Annotated in this window: 9 protein-coding genes and 1 pseudogene; 5 read left to right on the top strand and 5 right to left on the bottom strand. The window is 75.0% G+C overall.

The features are described 5' to 3' along the window. Window positions 1-251: 251 nt before the first annotated feature. From L7D48_RS04690 to L7D48_RS04680, 3 genes are all read right to left on the bottom strand, one after another. Complete coding sequence (locus tag L7D48_RS04690) at window positions 252-1,685, bottom strand: NAD-dependent malic enzyme (protein ID WP_237877602.1); 1,434 nt, start codon at window positions 1,683-1,685, stop codon at window positions 252-254. Between the two features lie 412 nt (window positions 1,686-2,097). Continuing rightward, a complete protein-coding gene (locus L7D48_RS04685; RefSeq protein WP_237877612.1) occupies window positions 2,098-4,479 on the bottom strand; it encodes a UvrD-helicase domain-containing protein in 2,382 nt (793 codons plus the stop codon). 97 nt (window positions 4,480-4,576) lie between these two features. After that, window positions 4,577-5,182, bottom strand: coding sequence for a response regulator transcription factor (locus L7D48_RS04680; protein WP_237877601.1), 606 nt, complete (start codon window positions 5,180-5,182; stop codon window positions 4,577-4,579). Between the two features lie 530 nt (window positions 5,183-5,712). Between L7D48_RS04680 and L7D48_RS04675 the strand changes: the two genes are divergently transcribed. Next, window positions 5,713-6,288 (top strand): hypothetical protein, encoded by a 576-nt coding sequence (locus L7D48_RS04675; protein WP_237877600.1) that lies wholly within the window; start codon window positions 5,713-5,715, stop codon window positions 6,286-6,288. A 40-nt stretch (window positions 6,289-6,328) separates the two neighbouring features. Here the strand turns inward: L7D48_RS04675 and L7D48_RS04670 are convergent, their stop codons facing one another. Beyond that, window positions 6,329-7,864, bottom strand: coding sequence for a multicopper oxidase family protein (locus L7D48_RS04670; RefSeq protein ID WP_237877599.1), 1,536 nt, complete (start codon window positions 7,862-7,864; stop codon window positions 6,329-6,331). 80 nt (window positions 7,865-7,944) lie between these two features. Next, window positions 7,945-8,583, bottom strand: a complete 639-nt coding sequence (locus L7D48_RS04665; protein WP_237877598.1) for a class I SAM-dependent methyltransferase — start codon at window positions 8,581-8,583, stop codon at window positions 7,945-7,947. Window positions 8,584-8,937: 354 nt separating this feature from the next. Between L7D48_RS04665 and L7D48_RS04660 the strand changes: the two genes are divergently transcribed. The 4 genes and pseudogenes from L7D48_RS04660 to L7D48_RS04645 all read left to right on the top strand — a co-directional run. Beyond that, the gene (locus tag L7D48_RS04660; protein ID WP_237877597.1) at window positions 8,938-10,083 is read left to right on the top strand and encodes a hypothetical protein; all 1,146 of its coding nucleotides are present in this window, start codon (window positions 8,938-8,940) and stop codon (window positions 10,081-10,083) included. A 41-nt stretch (window positions 10,084-10,124) separates the two neighbouring features. Then, complete coding sequence (locus L7D48_RS04655; RefSeq protein ID WP_237877616.1) at window positions 10,125-12,650, top strand: lantibiotic dehydratase family protein; 2,526 nt, start codon at window positions 10,125-10,127, stop codon at window positions 12,648-12,650. Next, complete coding sequence (locus L7D48_RS04650) at window positions 12,647-14,431, top strand: hypothetical protein (RefSeq protein WP_237877596.1); 1,785 nt, start codon at window positions 12,647-12,649, stop codon at window positions 14,429-14,431. Before L7D48_RS04655 ends, L7D48_RS04650 begins: the two co-directional genes overlap by 4 nt. Next, window positions 14,424-14,768, top strand: a pseudogene (locus tag L7D48_RS04645) (hypothetical protein); the annotation flags it as partial. The gene L7D48_RS04650 and the pseudogene L7D48_RS04645, both read left to right, overlap by 8 nt.

Genomic DNA, 14,768 nt, shown 5'->3' with positions numbered 1-14,768 from the left:
CCTCGGACAGTCCCCGGACCCGGGTCTGCTGCCAGACCTTCCGCGTCCGCGGGGGCGCTCCCAGGACGCGGCCCTCGGGGAAGCATCCTGCCCCCACCTGCGGTGGTAATGCCAATCCGGGGCCCTGCGACATCACCCGGAGGACGCCTGTGACACGCGACGATGACACTCCGTAGCCACCCTCGGTGCGGCTTTCGCCACCCTAAGGGGCCATCCGGGTGGGATGCCCCCGACGCGCCGGTCCCATGCGGTCAGGGCACCGTGGCGGTCGTCACAGACTCACCGGCCGCGATGGCGGCCTCCCGCACCGCTCCGGCGACCGCGCCCGCGACCCTGTCGTTGAAGACGCTCGGGATGACGTAGTTCGCGTTCAGCTCGTCCTCGTGCACCACGTCGGCCAGCGCCCGCGCCGCGGCCAGCATCATCTCCTCGTTGACCGTGCGCGACTGGGCGTCGAGCAGGCCCCGGAAGACGCCGGGGAAGACCAGCACGTTGTTGATCTGGTTGGGGAAGTCCGAACGGCCGGTGGCCACCACCGCGGCGGTCCGGCGGGCGACCGCCGGGTCCACCTCCGGGTCGGGGTTGGCGAGCGCGAAGACGATGGCACCGTCGGCCATCGCCGCCACGTCCTCGGCGCCGAGGACGTCCGGGGCGGAGACGCCGATGAAGACGTCCGCGCCGACGACGGCCTGCTTGAGCGTGCCGGTGACGCCCTCGGGGTTGGTGTTGTCGGCGATCCAGCACAGCGGCGAGTCGGGGGCGGCGTCCACCAGGTCCGCGCGCCCGGAGTGCACCACGCCGTGGATGTCGGCGACCACCGCGTGCTTCACCCCGGCGGCCAGCAGCAGCTTGAGGATGGCCGTGCCGGCGGCCCCGGCGCCGGACATCACCACCCGCACGTCCTCGATGCGCTTGCCGACGACGCGCAGCGCGTTGGTCAGCGCGGCCAGCACCACGATGGCGGTGCCGTGCTGGTCGTCGTGGAAGACGGGGATGTCCAGCGCCTCGCGCAGCCGCGCCTCGATCTCGAAGCAGCGGGGGGCGGAGATGTCCTCCAGGTTGATGCCCGCGAAGCCCGGGGCGACGGCCTTGACGATCTCGACGATGGCGTCGGTGTCCTGGGTGTCCAGGCACAGCGGCCAGGCGTCGATGCCGGCGAAGCGCTTGAAGAGGGCCGCCTTGCCCTCCATGACCGGCAGCGCGGCCTTGGGCCCGATGTTGCCCAGGCCCAGCACGGCCGAGCCGTCGGTGACGACGGCGACGGAGTTGCGCTTGATGGTCAGCCGGCGGGCGTCCTCGGGGTTGGCCGCGATCTGGGTGCAGACCCGGGCCACGCCGGGCGTGTAGATCATGGAGAGGTCGTCGCGGTTGCGAATGGGGTGCTTGGACGCCATCTCGATCTTGCCGCCCAGGTGCATCAGGAAGGTCCGGTCGGAGACCTTGCCGATGGCGATGCCCTCGACCTCCCGCAGCTTGGCGACGATCTCGTCGGCGTGCGCGGTGGAGGAGGCGGCGATCGTGACGTCGATGCGCAGCCGCTCGTGGCCGGAGGCGGTGACGTCGAGGCCGATGACCGAGCCGCCGGAGGACTCCACGGCCGTGGTGAGCTGGCTGACCGCCGCGCCTCCGGCGGGCACCTCCAGGCGGATGGTCATCGAGTACGAGACGCTGGGCGCCGTTGCCATGGCCGGGTTCCTCTGCTTTCCGTGGTGCTGTGCCGCGCACCGGCCTCCTCGCCGGGTCGCGTCACCCGATCGTCGCACCTACCGACCGGTAGCAGGTAACCGGTTCCGGAGGGCGGAAAGCGTTTCCCGCCGTGGGACGCGCGGCGCGGTCCACCGTGTGACACACGGCACGCGGCGGACGCCGGGCCCCGGGCGCACGGGCGAGGGGTCCGCACCGCCTTCCGGTGGTGCGGACCCCTCGGATCCACGTCTGTGACACCGACCCGCCATGCTCGCCTCGCGGCAAGTGGTCGCTCGAAGCGACGAAGGTTGGGCCCGGGGGCTTGGATCGGGCCGGTGCCACAACCAGGCTAACAAACGATCGGCGAAGGTGATTCCGTTCGGCTCCGGCGGCCGGAGAAACCCGCGGACCTCACTCCCGCAGCAGGTCGGGGACCCCCTCCGCGTCCGGCAGGTCCTTCTCCCGCGACAGGACCGTCAGCCGCTGCGTGGCCCGGGTCAGCGCCACGTACAGCACCCGCAGGCCCGCCGGGGACTCGTCGGCGATCTCCGCGGGCGAGACCACGAGCGTCGCGTCGTACTCCAGGCCCTTGGCCTCCAGGCTGCCCAGCGGCACCACCCGGTCGCCGAGCCCGGCCAGCCAGGCGCGGGCCTGCTCGCGGCGGCCCATCGCCACCACGACGCCGACGGTGCCCTCGACTTCCGCCAGCAGCCGCTCGGCCTCCGCGCGGACCGCCCGGCCCACCGCCTCGTCCGGACCGCCCGGGCCCTCCGGACCGCCCGTCACCGTGGCGAAGCGCGGCACCAGCCCCGTGGCGCGGACCGCGCGGGGCGGGCGCACCCCCGGCATGGCCAGGGCCAGCACCCGGGCGGACAGCTCGGCGATCTCGGCCGGGTTGCGGTAGTTGACCGTCAGCTCGAAGCGGCGGCGCGGGCGGGTGCCCAGCGCCTCGTCGCGGGCGGCGGCGGCCTCCTCCTGGTCCGACCAGGAGCTCTGCGCCGGGTCGCCGACCACCGTCCACGTCGCCTGGCGGCCGCGCCGGCCCACCATCCGCCACTGCATCGGCGTGAGGTCCTGCGCCTCGTCCACGATGACGTGCGCGTAGTCGGTGCGTTCCTCCTCCTCCCGGCGCTCGGCGCGGGCTGCGCGGCCGGCGAGGCGGTCGGCGTAGGTGCTCAGCTCCTCCAGGCCGGTGAGCTGGTCCAGCGGGTCCATCTCCCGCCTGCGGGGGCGGGCGGGGGTGCCGAGCAGGACCCGCAGCTCGTCCAGGAGCGCGACGTCGTGGACGGACAGCGGGCCACTGCCGTCGGCGTCCAGCCGGGCCAGTGAGCGTGCCAGCCGCCGTACCTCCCTGGGCTGGAGCACACGGCGCGCCCAGCGCGACAGCCTCTTCTCGTCCGCCATGGCCGCCAGTACGCGGCGCGGGGTCAGCTCGGGCCACCAGGCGTCCAGGAAGCCGGTGAAGTCGGTCTCGGTGGAGACGTCCTCGTCGAACCCCTGGCGCGCCTCGGCCGCCAGCTCCGGGTCGGTGTACCGGCGGCCCGCTCCCGAGCGCTCCCACAGCGCGTCCAGCAGCAGCCGCCGGGCGCGCGGGCGCAGCAGGTTGACGGGCGCGGTGCCGCCGAGGGCCTGCTCGCGGATCCGGCGCAGGTCGTCGGCGTCCAGCTCCAGGCGTGTGCCGAGGGCGACCACCCGCAGCCGGCCGGGCACCCCCGCGGCGCCCGGCGCGCCGAGCTCCAGAGTGCCGCGCGCCGCCCTGCGCAGCACCCGCACCATGCGGGAGGAGCCCTTGACCCGGGCGACGGCCTGCTCGTCGTGGGTGCCCGCCTCGGCGCCCTCCACCAGCGAGCCCAGCGCGCGGATGACGACCTGGCCCTCCTCGCCGAGGGAGGGCAGCACGCCCTCGGTGTAGGACACCAGCAGCGGGGTGGGGCTGACGACGAGGATGCCTCCGGCGTAGCGCCGCCGGTCCTGGTAGAGCAGGTACGCGGCGCGGTGCAGCGCGACGGCCGTCTTGCCCGTGCCGGGGCCGCCCTCGACCTCGGTGACGGAGACGGCGGGGGCCCGGATCACCTCGTCCTGCTCGGCCTGGATGGAGGCGACGATGTCGCGCATGGTGTGGCCGCGGGAGCGGCCCAGCGCCGCCATCAGGGCGCCGTCGCCGACCACGGCCAGTTCCTCACCGTCCAGGTACGCCGTCAGCTCCGGGCGCAGCAGATCGTCCTCCACGCCCAGTACGCGGCGGCCCCGGCTGCGGATCACCCGCCGCCGCACCACCCGGCCCGGCGCCACCGGGGTGGCCCGGTAGAAGGGCGCGGCGGCCGGGGCGCGCCAGTCGATGACCAGCGGGGTGTAGTCGGCGTCGAGCACGCCGAGCCGGCCGATGTGCAGGGTCTCGGCGATGTCCGCGGCGGCGGTGCCGGCGCCGCCGTCGCGCACGGCGTCGTCGGCCGGTTCGACGGAGGTGTACGCGCCGTCGGGTCCGCGTACGCCGTCCTTGCCCCGCAGCAGGTCGACCCGCCCGAAGAGGAAGTCCTCGAACTCGCTGTTGAGCCGGTTGAGGTGCACACCGGCGCGGAAGACCTGCGCGTCCCGTTCGGCGAGCGCCCCCGGCGTGCCGACCTGGGCGCGTTTGGCGGCGTCCGCCATGAGGAACTCCGCCTCGTGGATCTTCTCCTCGAGGCGCCGGTAGACCCGGTCGAGGTGCTCCTGCTCTCCGCGGATCTCCCGCTCCCGTACGCCGTCGTGCACCTCGTGCCCGTCGCCGGCGGCGGTCCCCGGCGCCGACGGCACTGTCTCCTGCGCTCCCAACGCACGGCCCCCTTCTGCTGTACTCAGGGCAGCCGTCAACCGTACGCCAGGGGATCGCGGCGCGCACGCCGCCGGGCCCTCACAGCCAGCCGCGTTCGAGTGCTATGCGAGCGGCGTCGAACCGGTTGCGGCCCTCCAGCTTCCTGATGGCGGTGGAGGTCAGGTTGCGGACCGTCCCGCTCGCCAGGTACAGCTCCTGGGCGATCTCCTTGATGGAGGCGCCGGTCGCGGTCAGCCGCAGGATCTCCACCTCCCGGTCGTTCAGGCAGCGGTTGCCCGGCCCCGGGGCGTTCAGCAGGCCGGGGTCGACCGTCACGCAGCCGGCCGCCACCCCGCGGATGGCGCCGATCAGGCTCGGCAGCTTGGCGTGCTTGGGGACGATGCCCAGCACCCCGGCCTCGACCGCGCGGGTCACATGGGAGCGGGTGGGCTCGACGACGATGAGGGTGATGCCGCAGGACGGCACGCGCCTGGTGAGCTCGGCCACCTTGCACAGGCCGCCGGGGCCGCTCATCCCTCCGCCGACCACGAGGACGGAGGGCGCCACCCGCTGCGCCGTCGGCAGGAGTTCCGCGCTCTCGCGGGCCGCTCCCACCACGTCGAAGTCCTCGACCCGGTCGAGCGCCTCCGCCAGTGCCTCCAGGAAAAGGACATGGTCGTCGGCGACCATGATGCGAATGGTCATTCGGTTTCCCCCGCAACACTTCCGAAGAGATCGGAACGGAAGATCGCTGTCACCGGACGCGCGCCGGGAGCCGGACGGCGGTCCGGGGGCTCCCCGTGGACGAGCCGCTCCCGCGTCGTCCACTCGGCGCCGCGTGCCTTGTGGGCCCCGGCGGCCGTGGCCGATCCCCGTCTCTGGGCGTGAAGAGTCGTAGATACTCGCGACTGTGTTCTCGTCGTGGTGGTCCTGCGGCGAACCGAGGGGGTCGCCGGCACGCGCACCCCGACCGTCAGACGGCTGCGGATAAACAGAGCCTGCTCATGTGCTTCCTCCCGGGGCGTTCACTGGCTGAGAGCCAATCTTTGGCCAGGAACCGCGAGTTGTGAAGAACTCGGAGTCGTTCGAGCCCTGATCTTCACATCGGACCGCTCTTGTTCAGCATCCCGAACACCTTTGTTCAATCCGCGAGTTGGCACCCGTGCCGGTTTCCGGGGGCGGTCGCCGTCCCGGGGCTGGCGCACCGGGCCGGTGATCGGGTTGGGTGTCCTTCCGTGAGCACACGAGCGCATGGCGGCCCGCGCCGCGACGGCACCCGGGGGGCGGCCCTGGTCATGACGGTGTTCGGCACGGTGTGGTGGCTGTCGGGGGCGACGGCGCTGCACGGGTTCGCCGGGCCGGCCGCCCTGGTGGGCGGGCCGGCGGTCGGTGTGCTGCTGTTCGCGCTCGCGCTGCGGCGGCTGAACGGCGTGGGCGAACAGGCCGCTTACGAACGCGCGGCACGCCGCTTCCACGCGATCAACCTGCTCCAGGTGCTGGCCGTGGTGGCGGTGATCGTGGTCGCGAACCGCACCGGGGCCCTGGCGTGGATCCCGGGAGCGATCGCGGTCGTCGTGGGCGTGCACTTCCTCCCCCTCGCGCCGCTGTTCGGGATGCCCGTGTACCGGTGGACCGGCGCTCTGCTGATCGGCGCCGGTCTGGCCGGCTGCTGGGTCGCGCTGGCCGGCGGCGGCGTGGAGACCACACGGGCGCTGGTGTGCCTGGCCTGTGCCGCCGTCCTGTGGGCCGCCGCGGCCCGTCTGGTCCGGGCCGCGGCGCTCACGGGCCGGACCGGGCCATCGGTGGGCTGACCGGAGCCGGCCCCGCCCGCGGGGGGCGGGGCGCGGCCGTTCAGCGCACGGTCTCCATCTGCCCCATCATTCCCATGGCCACGTGGTTCATCATGTGGCAGTGGTACATGAACAGCCCGGTGTAGTCGGTGAACCGCACCGCGAACCGGACGGTCTCACCGGGCGCCACGGTGACGGTGTCCTTCAGCCCCGCCTCGGCCGGGCCGGGCGGGCGGCCGTTGCGGTCGAGGATCCGGAAGTGCGACAGGTGCGGGTGCATCGAGTGCGGGATGTTCATCTCGACGTCGTCGTTGACGACCGTCCACGCCTCGGTCTCCCCGAGCCGGGACCGGAAGTCGACCCGGTTCATGTCGAACACCCGCTCGTTGATCAGATGCCGTCCGGTCTCCGGGTCGAACCGCATGCGGAACTCCCGCTCCAGCACCGGCGTCCCCAGGTCGGGGGCGGGGCGCAACTCGCCGGGCACGCTGCTGGGGTCGCGCGCCTCGCGCACCACGTCGAAGCGCATCACGTCCGGCGTCTCGCCCGGGAACGACGCCAGGCTCTCCAGCACCACCTGTGAGCCGACCGGGCGGTCCGAGAAGTCGACGACGACGTCGATGCGCTCGCCGGGCCACAGCGGGACCGCCCACGCCTGGGCCGGGGCCGGCAGCAGCCCGCCGTCCGAGGCGATCTGCGTCATGGGCGTGCCGTCCCGCAGCCGCAGCAGGAAGAAGCGGTCGTTGGAGGTGTTCATCAGCCGGAGGCGGTACTTGCGGGCCGCGACCTCGAAGTACGGCCTGGGGCTGCCGTTGACCAGGAAGGTCGGGCGGCCCAGGAAGCCCTGCGGGTCGTAGAGCAGGGTGCCGTCGTCCCCGAACTTGGCGTCGCGGATCTGGAGGGGGACGTCGTAGCGGCCCCGGGGCAGGGGCAGGGCGTCCTCGAAGTCGTCGGTGAGCAGATAGGTGGCGGCCAGGCCGCGGTAGATGCTCTCGGCGCTGTCGGAGTGGTGGTGGCCGTGGCCGGTTCCGTGCGAGTGGTCGTGCAGCCAGAGCGTGGCGGCGCGCTGCTCGTTCGGGTAGTGGTAGTAGCGGACGTCGCCGGGCTCGGCCTGGTGCATCGGGTGGCCGTCGTACCGCTGCGGGACGTGCCCGCCGTGCAGGTGCATCGCGAAGGGCACGTCCAGCCGGTTCACCTGGCGGATGAGCACCGGGCGGCCGCGGCGAGCCTTGATCAGCGGGCTCATCAGCCCGTTGTAGGCGCGTATGCGGGTGGTGGCGCCCGGCAGCAGCTCGACGTCGGCCTCACCGGTCGTCAGCCGGTGGAAGTCGTGGCCGGCCAGACGCAGGGGGCGCAGCGGCCGGGGGACGGTCAGCGGCACGGTGAAGGGCTCGGTGGCCGAGGTCGCCGGTGAGGGCGCTTTCTTCCTCGGCTTCCCCGGCTTCCCCGGCTTCCCCGGCTTGCCGGGCCTCCCCGTGCCCGCGGCCCCGGGGCCGGGCGATTGCGGCCGGGCCCAGGCCGGGCCGGAGGCGGGGAGGGCGGTGGCCGTGCCCAGCACGGCGGCGCCTGCGACCAGGCGTCTTCGGGAGATGGTCATGGTGGTGCGTTCCTTCTCGGTTTCGCTGTGGAGCGGAGGTGGCGGGGGTGCTGCCCTGCGCCGGCCCGAGGGGGCCGCGGTCACAGCCGTGTCATGGCCGCCTGCCAGGCCCGTACGGTGCCCGGGGGGAAGGCGACCTCCAGGTCGGCCGGCTCCAGGGAGTCGATGCGCCAGCCGTCGGCGAAGGCTGCTTCGATGTCGCGTCCGGAGATCCGGTGCGGGCCCCAGGTGCCCGGCTCCCGGTCGCTCCAGCACATCAGGAAGTACCGGCCGCCGGACGGGACGACGGCGCCGATCGACGCCGCCACCGCCGGGCGGTCGGCGGGCGTGAAGCAGTGGAAGAAGCCGACGTCCACGACCGTGTCGAACCGCTCCCCCAGATCGGGGAGCGCCAGGCCGTCCCAGACCAGGAACCGCACGTCGAGCCCACGTTCGCGCGCCTTGCGGCGGGCGAGGCCGATGCCGCTGGGCGCGGCGTCCACCCCCGTGGTCTCCAGGCCGTGTTCGGCGATCATCAGGGCGTTGTCCCCGCTGCCGCACCCCACGTCCAGCACCCTGCCGCGCAGGGCGCCGTCACGGGCGAGCCGTACCAGCGCGGACTGCGGGCGCTCGATCTCCCACCCGGCGCCGGGCTCCCCCGCGTAGTGCGCCTCGAAGATCTCCACTCCGCTGCCGCTCGGCAAGCCCCCCGTGGACCGCCGGCCAGACATACCGGTCATGCTGCCTCCTGTCGGCCCGCCGAAGTGATCGGGGCGGGCCCAGCCGAAGAACTGCGGCAAAGTCGCGCTCACCCTACTCGCAGATTCACCCCACACGGATTCCCGTGATCGATGTCACGCAGGTTCGTGACACATGTCAGGCAACTGTTCTGACCCCGTTGTCCCGGGCGGATCAGCCGGGCAAGATGATCCAGAAATTCTACGGGGCACACAGAAACCGCGGCCTTCGAAAGCGCCGCGCTCGCCGAAGAAATATCGGCCTTGTTTTCATTTCCGACCGCTTTCGGATCCGCGGCCCCGTCCGCCGCACGGGCGGGCGGCGCCACGGCCGGACCCTCGAGCACGAACAGGTGGATGAGCGTGACCGTTGGTGCAGCAGCCGTCACCGAGGCGGACACCGGCCGGGTGGCGGGTCTCCGCCTCTACACCCGGACCCCCCTCACCCCGCAGTGGCTGGCCGCCACGGTGGTTCCCGCGGCCCGCGCGCTGCGCGACGAGCACGGCGCCTCCCTCGTCTACCTGCGGCGCGGCTGGCTGCACGGCCCCCACGTGGAACTCGTCGGCCGCGCCGACCGGGGCCGCCCGCTGCCCTGGGAAGAGGTCGGCCGGCTCCTGGAGATCGGCCCCGAGCCGCCCGAGGGCGCGCTCACCGAGGAGGAGTACCTCGACCAGGCGCGCGAGTTCGGCCGCCTGGAGCGCGTCCCCCCGCCCTATCTGCCGATGCGCCCGCACGGGACGGTCGAACCGATTCCCGCCGCCGAGGCCGCCCGGTGGCCGCAGCCGCTGGACAGTCTCCGGGAAATCGCGCTGGGCCGGATGTGCGAGCCGCTGACGGACATGATCGACGAAATAACCCAAGACCGTTCACAGGCCACCGCACGGCTGGCCGAGGCATTCACCGCGCTGATCGCATCGCATCATTCCGGCATCGCTTACGGGGTGTTCTCGCTGCGTTCACATTCCGAGGCGTTCATGGCCTGGGCGGCCCCCAGGAAAGACCCCAGGCCCGCATTCGACAAACGCCTGGAAAAAGACGCCCCGCTGCTCCGCGAAATAGTCGGCAAATCCCTCGCGGGCGAGTACGGGCCGCAGGCCGCGGCCTGGCGCACCGCGTTCGCGTACTGCATGGGCGCCTTCGACTCGGCGGTGGCCGGCGGAACGCTGACGCTGGAGGGCCTGGAGTCGCTGGGCGCCGGATTCGACGCCGCCACGATGGGGCCCCCGGGCACGGCCGGGGGGCGGCGGACCGAGCCCAGCGAGTTCCACCGCACGGTGGGGGCCGCCGGCGTGACCGACGACCCGCCCGAGTGGTTCGCCTCCTACCGCCTGCTCGTCAACCTCTTCTACCAGCAGCTCCCGCTGCTGGGGGTCTCCCCGATGCACCGCTACTACATGTGCCACGCCCTGGCCGAGACCGTGGACGCGGTCCTGGGCGTCCCCTGGCAGGAGCGGCTGGAGCGGATACAGGCGGACCAGGCGGCCGCGGGCGGCCCCCGGTGAGCGCGGCCGAGGGGACGGGGACCGGGCGGCACCCCGGCGCGGTGCCGGACGAACCGGTGTGGATGCTCCGCCTCAACCCGCTGCGCCGCTCCCGGCTGGGCGACCCGCACCTCGCCGGCCTCCTCCGGGAGCTGACGGACGCCGAGGAGGAGGTGCGGGCCGCGGCCGACGCCTGCTCGGACGCCCTGTACGAACTGATCGCCGGCACCACCGGCACCGACGAGCGCGGCAGGCTCATCGCCCTGCGCCGTGACATCCACAACGACCGGCGGCCCCGCGCCGTACCCGGTCCCGAACCCGCCGCCGTCGCCCGCTGGCGGCAGGCCCGGCAGCGGCGCGACGGGCTGCGCGCCCGGGTCGCCGAGAGCCACCCGGAGGCGGCCGAGCGCGAACGGGCCCTGCTGGCCGGGGTGCTGGGCGACGAGGACCTGCGGCGCTCCCTGGCCCTGGTGGCCCCGGAGGTGGCCGGTTCGGCCGAGCGCTACCGCAGGGCCGCCGCCGAGGGCCGGATACCGTCCCGGGTCCGCAAGACCGAGCGCGGTCTGCTCCAGTACGTCACCCGCGCCATGGTCCGCACCAGCCCGCTGTCCCGCTTCACCGCCGTCGGCCTCGCCCTGCCCGGCGAGGGCGGCGCCGCGCCCGGCGAGGTGCGCTTCGAGGGCGCGACCGCCTTCGTGGGCCTGGACCGGGTGATGCTCGACTACGTGCTGGGCGGCCTGGAACCGGCCCGGAAGGAGCCGGGGCCGGACACCTGGGTGCAGTTGCCGCCCACCTCGACCGTGGATCCCGCCGGCGGCAGGCTGTACTTCCTGCGCCGCACCGACCAGGGGGTGCGGCGCCTGGCGGCCCCTCTGAACGGCAGCGTCCGGCCGCTGGTCGAGGCCACCGCCCTGGGACCGCGCCGGGTGTCCGCCGTGGCCGCGGACCTCGCCGCCCGGACCGGCCGCCCCCCGGAGGAGGCGGTGCGGGCGGTGGTGAAGTCCGTGGCCGCCGGGATCCTGTGCGTGTGCCGGGGTCCGGAGGACGGCGGCGCCGACTTCCGGGACCTGCTGGACCCGCCCGGCCCCGCGGAACCGGCGGCGGCCGGCGCCCTGGCGGAGATCCGCACCCGGCTGCCCGCCCTGGCCGGCTCCCCGCCCGGGGAGCGCGAACGCGACCTGGCCCGGCTGGACTCCTCGCTGGCCGGGCTGAGCATGGCGGCGGACCGGCCCGCCCGGATCCTGGTGGAGGAGGACTACGTCCTGCCGCCCGCCCGGATCGACACCGCCCCCTGGCGCTCCCGGCTGGACGACCTGGCCGCCGGGGTCGGGCTGCTGTCCGTATTCGACCGGATGCACGACGTACGGGCCCTGCTGAGCGCCGTGTTCACCGAGCGGTTCGGCGCGGGTGCCGAGGTGTCCCTGGTCGAGCACGCGGCGGACCTGGTGGGCGAGGTGTACCGCAGGGGCGGCGACTACGACGGCACCGTCGCGGCGGGCACCGGCCCCGCCGACGGCTCGCTGGACCGGCTGCAGGACCTGCGCCGGTCCGTCGCCGAGGCCCTGGGCGCCGAGCTGGACCGGGCCGCGGAGCGCGGCGAGGACCTCACCCTGACCGCCACCGAGGCCGCCGACCTCACCGCCGGGCTGCCCGACCGCTTCCGGCAGGGGCACCTGGCCTACGGCGTCCTGGTCCAGCCCTGGCGCGACCGGCTGGTCTTCAACGACGCCTACGCCGGGCACGGCATGCTCTACGGCCGCTTCCTCGGCTACGACCGCGCCCTCGGCGGGGGCGCGCTGGACCACGCCGCGCGCCGTCTGGCCGCGCAGTACGGCGCGGACGGCGCCCGGGTGGCCGAGGACCTCGGTCTGCACCGGCTCAACGTCAACGCCCACGTCCCGGTCCTGGCCGACGGGCTCCGCCCGGACGACTGGTTCCCCTTCCGGCTGGCGCACGACCCCGGCACCGACGGCCTCGCCGTCCGCGACGCGGACGGCCGGGAGGTGCGGGTGCTCACCCTGGGCGCCGGCCACCCCGAGCTGTTCCCGCCGCCGGTGCGGCTGGCGAGCTGGCTGGTCGGCGGCGGGCGGCTGTACGAGGACCTGGTCGGCCGCCGGCACGCCGCCGCCGGCCGGGACGACCGGCGCACCCACCGCATGCCCCGGCTGTCGGTCGGCTCGGCCGTGCTCGCCCGCCGCCGCTGGTACGGCGGCCGGGAACTGGCCGACGCCGTGGCCGCCGGGCCCGCCGAGCACGACCGGCTGCTGGCGCTCACCGCCTGGCGCGCCCGCCACGGCGTGCCCGAGGAGGTCGTGCTCAAGACGCCGTTCGACGACGACTACCGGCAGGAGGCCGACGCCTCCGGCCAGGACGCGCGCGAGCACCGCCGCCGCCAGAAGCCGCAGTACGTCGATCTCACCGCCGCCCTGAACGTCCGGGTGCTGCCCCGGCTGATGGAGCGCCGCAGCACCGGCTACGTGGAGGAGGCGCTGCCCGGCGTCGCCGACGGGGAGCACGCCGCCGAGTGGGTCGTCGAGATCGGCCGCGCTCCCGGCGGCCCGTTCGAGTACGGAGGAAAGACCGGATGAGGATGAAGGCACGGCCGTACCTCCACTACGCGCCGGTACCGGGCGGGGTGTACTTCAGCGGGGCCGGCGAGCAGTTCGCCATGAAGGGCCCGGAGGCGCTGTTCAAGATCGTCGACGTGTGCGTGCCCCTGCTGGAGGACGGCACCACCGAGGACGAGCTCGTCGCCGCCCTGGGGTCGGAGCGCGCCCGTCCCGTGGTGCGGAAGGTGACCGGCGGACTGCGCGGCCACGGCATGCTGCTGGATCTGGAACGGCTGACCGCGCCGGAGCCGCCGCGGGATGTGCGCGAGCGCCACCCCGAGGCCCTGGCCTGGCTGGAGGCGGTCTCCGACGACCCCTACGCCCTCTTCGAGCGCTTCCGCGCCGCGCGGATCCTGCTGTGCGGGCCGTCCCGGGTCGTGCTGCCCGCCGCCCGCGGCCTGGCCCGGGCCGGCGCCCGGCGGCTGGTGCTGGCGGCGTCCGATCCGGACGCCGTCGCCGCGACCGCGCTGCGGCTGGGCGCCGAGGTGCTGCCCTCCTCCCCGCGGGACCTGGCGCGGGCGGCCGGGGACGCCGACGCCGTGCTGTACCACCGGGAGGAGGCCGGGGCCGGGGTGACGGACGGGGACCGCGGCGCCGACTGGCTGCCGGACGGCGTTCCGGTGGTCGCGGTCCGTACGGCCGGCCCGCTGGTGCTGGCCGGTCCGGTCGTCCGCGACCGGGCCGCCCGCCGCCTCTGGCCCGCCCTGGACGAGCGGGCCCGGGCGTGGGCGGCGGCCGGGGAGACGGAGCCGGCCGCGCGGCCCGCGGCGGACGCGCTGGCCGGCGCGCTCGCCGGCCAGGCGCTGTTCGAGGCCCTGACCGAGGGGTCGGCGCCCGGCGAGGCCCACCTCCTGCACGGCGCGGAGGTCACCGCCGAGCGCCTGCTCCTGCCGCCTCCCGTGGAACCGGTGGAGCCCCTGCGCGACCTGGCGGACGCCCGGCCGGCCGCCCTGCCGTCGCCGGAGGAGGCGGTACGGGCCGCCACCGCCGCCACGGCCCCCTGGACCGGGCTGTTCACCCTCGCCGCGGGCGCCGACCTGCCCCAGATGCCGCTGGCGCTGCGGGAGGCGGAGTACCGCGCCGGGCGCGCCGGGGGCGTGGTCTGCTGGGGCCGCGACCAGCGGGCCGCGACCGTCGCCACCGCGCTGGAGGCGCTGCGCGCCATGGTGCCCGACGGCCCCGGGGTCCCCGCGGCGGGCCTGAGCGAGGAGCGCTGGCTGCTCGACGGGGTGCTGCGGCTGCTGGTGGCCGACGCCCGTCCCCTGGAGGCCGGACCGCCGGAGCCGGGACCGGAGACGGTCCTGGTCCGGCGGAGCCTGGCGGAGTACGGGGCGGAGGACGTCCGCACCAGCCTGCTGCGCGTCCCCGGGGTGGACTGGCGGATGTGCCGCGCCGAGACCGACGGAGCCGCGCCGGTCCTGGCCTGGGGCCGGGACGGCGCCGAGGCCGTGCACGCCGCGCTCGGCACCGCCCTGGCGGCCGCCCAGGTGCAGAGCCTCCGGGGCCCGGACGGGCCCGGGGACGGGAGCGGGGACGGCGCGGTCCGGTGCACGGTCCCGCGGATCCACACGGACGTGCTGGCCGCGGCCGACGGCCCGGCCGTGGCCCGGCTGCGCGAGCAGATCGCCGCGTACGCCGCTGCGGCCGGGGTGAGCTACGGGGGTCGCGCCCTCGGCGCCGACCCCGTCCTGGGCGGACTTCCGGTCCACCACGGTCCGGTGCGCGCGTACCCCGCCGGACGGGGGCGGGCCGATGACTGACCGCTCGCCGACCACCACCCGGGCCGCCGCTCCGGTCGCCGCGGACGGCCTCGACGGCGCGTGGCTCACGGCGCTCGAACCGCTGCTGCGCACCGCTTCGGGCGAGGTGTCCCTGGGCCGCGGCTGGGACCTGGAGCGGGAGCGCGGCCACTGGCTGCGCGCCGCCGGGGGACGCACCGAGCACCTGTCGGTGCGGGTCCACGACGACGAGGTGCTCGTCGGACCGCGCTGGGTGCCGGGCACCGATGCAGGCTGCGCCGGCTGCGCGGAGGTGCGGGCCCGCGTGGCCGTGACCCACCCGCTGGTGGCCGACCTCTCCGAGCCCTGCTCCCGTCCC

Origin of the sequence: Streptomyces sp. ICN903, from assembly GCF_022015835.1 — a bacterium.
Lineage (GTDB): Bacteria > Actinomycetota > Actinomycetes > Streptomycetales > Streptomycetaceae > Streptomyces > Streptomyces fenghuangensis.
Note: the sequence above shows the minus strand (reverse complement) of the source record. Positions and strands in the feature narration are given on the sequence as shown.

Coding starts and splice junctions, on each gene's coding strand:
- L7D48_RS04660 (WP_237877597.1), top strand. CDS start 8,938: ATGAGCGTGACCGTTGGTGCAGCAGCCGTCACCGAGGCGGACACCGGC.
- L7D48_RS04665 (WP_237877598.1), bottom strand. CDS start 8,583: ATGACCGGTATGTCTGGCCGGCGGTCCACGGGGGGCTTGCCGAGCGGC.
- L7D48_RS04650 (WP_237877596.1), top strand. CDS start 12,647: ATGAGGATGAAGGCACGGCCGTACCTCCACTACGCGCCGGTACCGGGC.
- L7D48_RS04670 (WP_237877599.1), bottom strand. CDS start 7,864: ATGACCATCTCCCGAAGACGCCTGGTCGCAGGCGCCGCCGTGCTGGGC.
- L7D48_RS04680 (WP_237877601.1), bottom strand. CDS start 5,182: ATGACCATTCGCATCATGGTCGCCGACGACCATGTCCTTTTCCTGGAG.
- L7D48_RS04690 (WP_237877602.1), bottom strand. CDS start 1,685: ATGGCAACGGCGCCCAGCGTCTCGTACTCGATGACCATCCGCCTGGAG.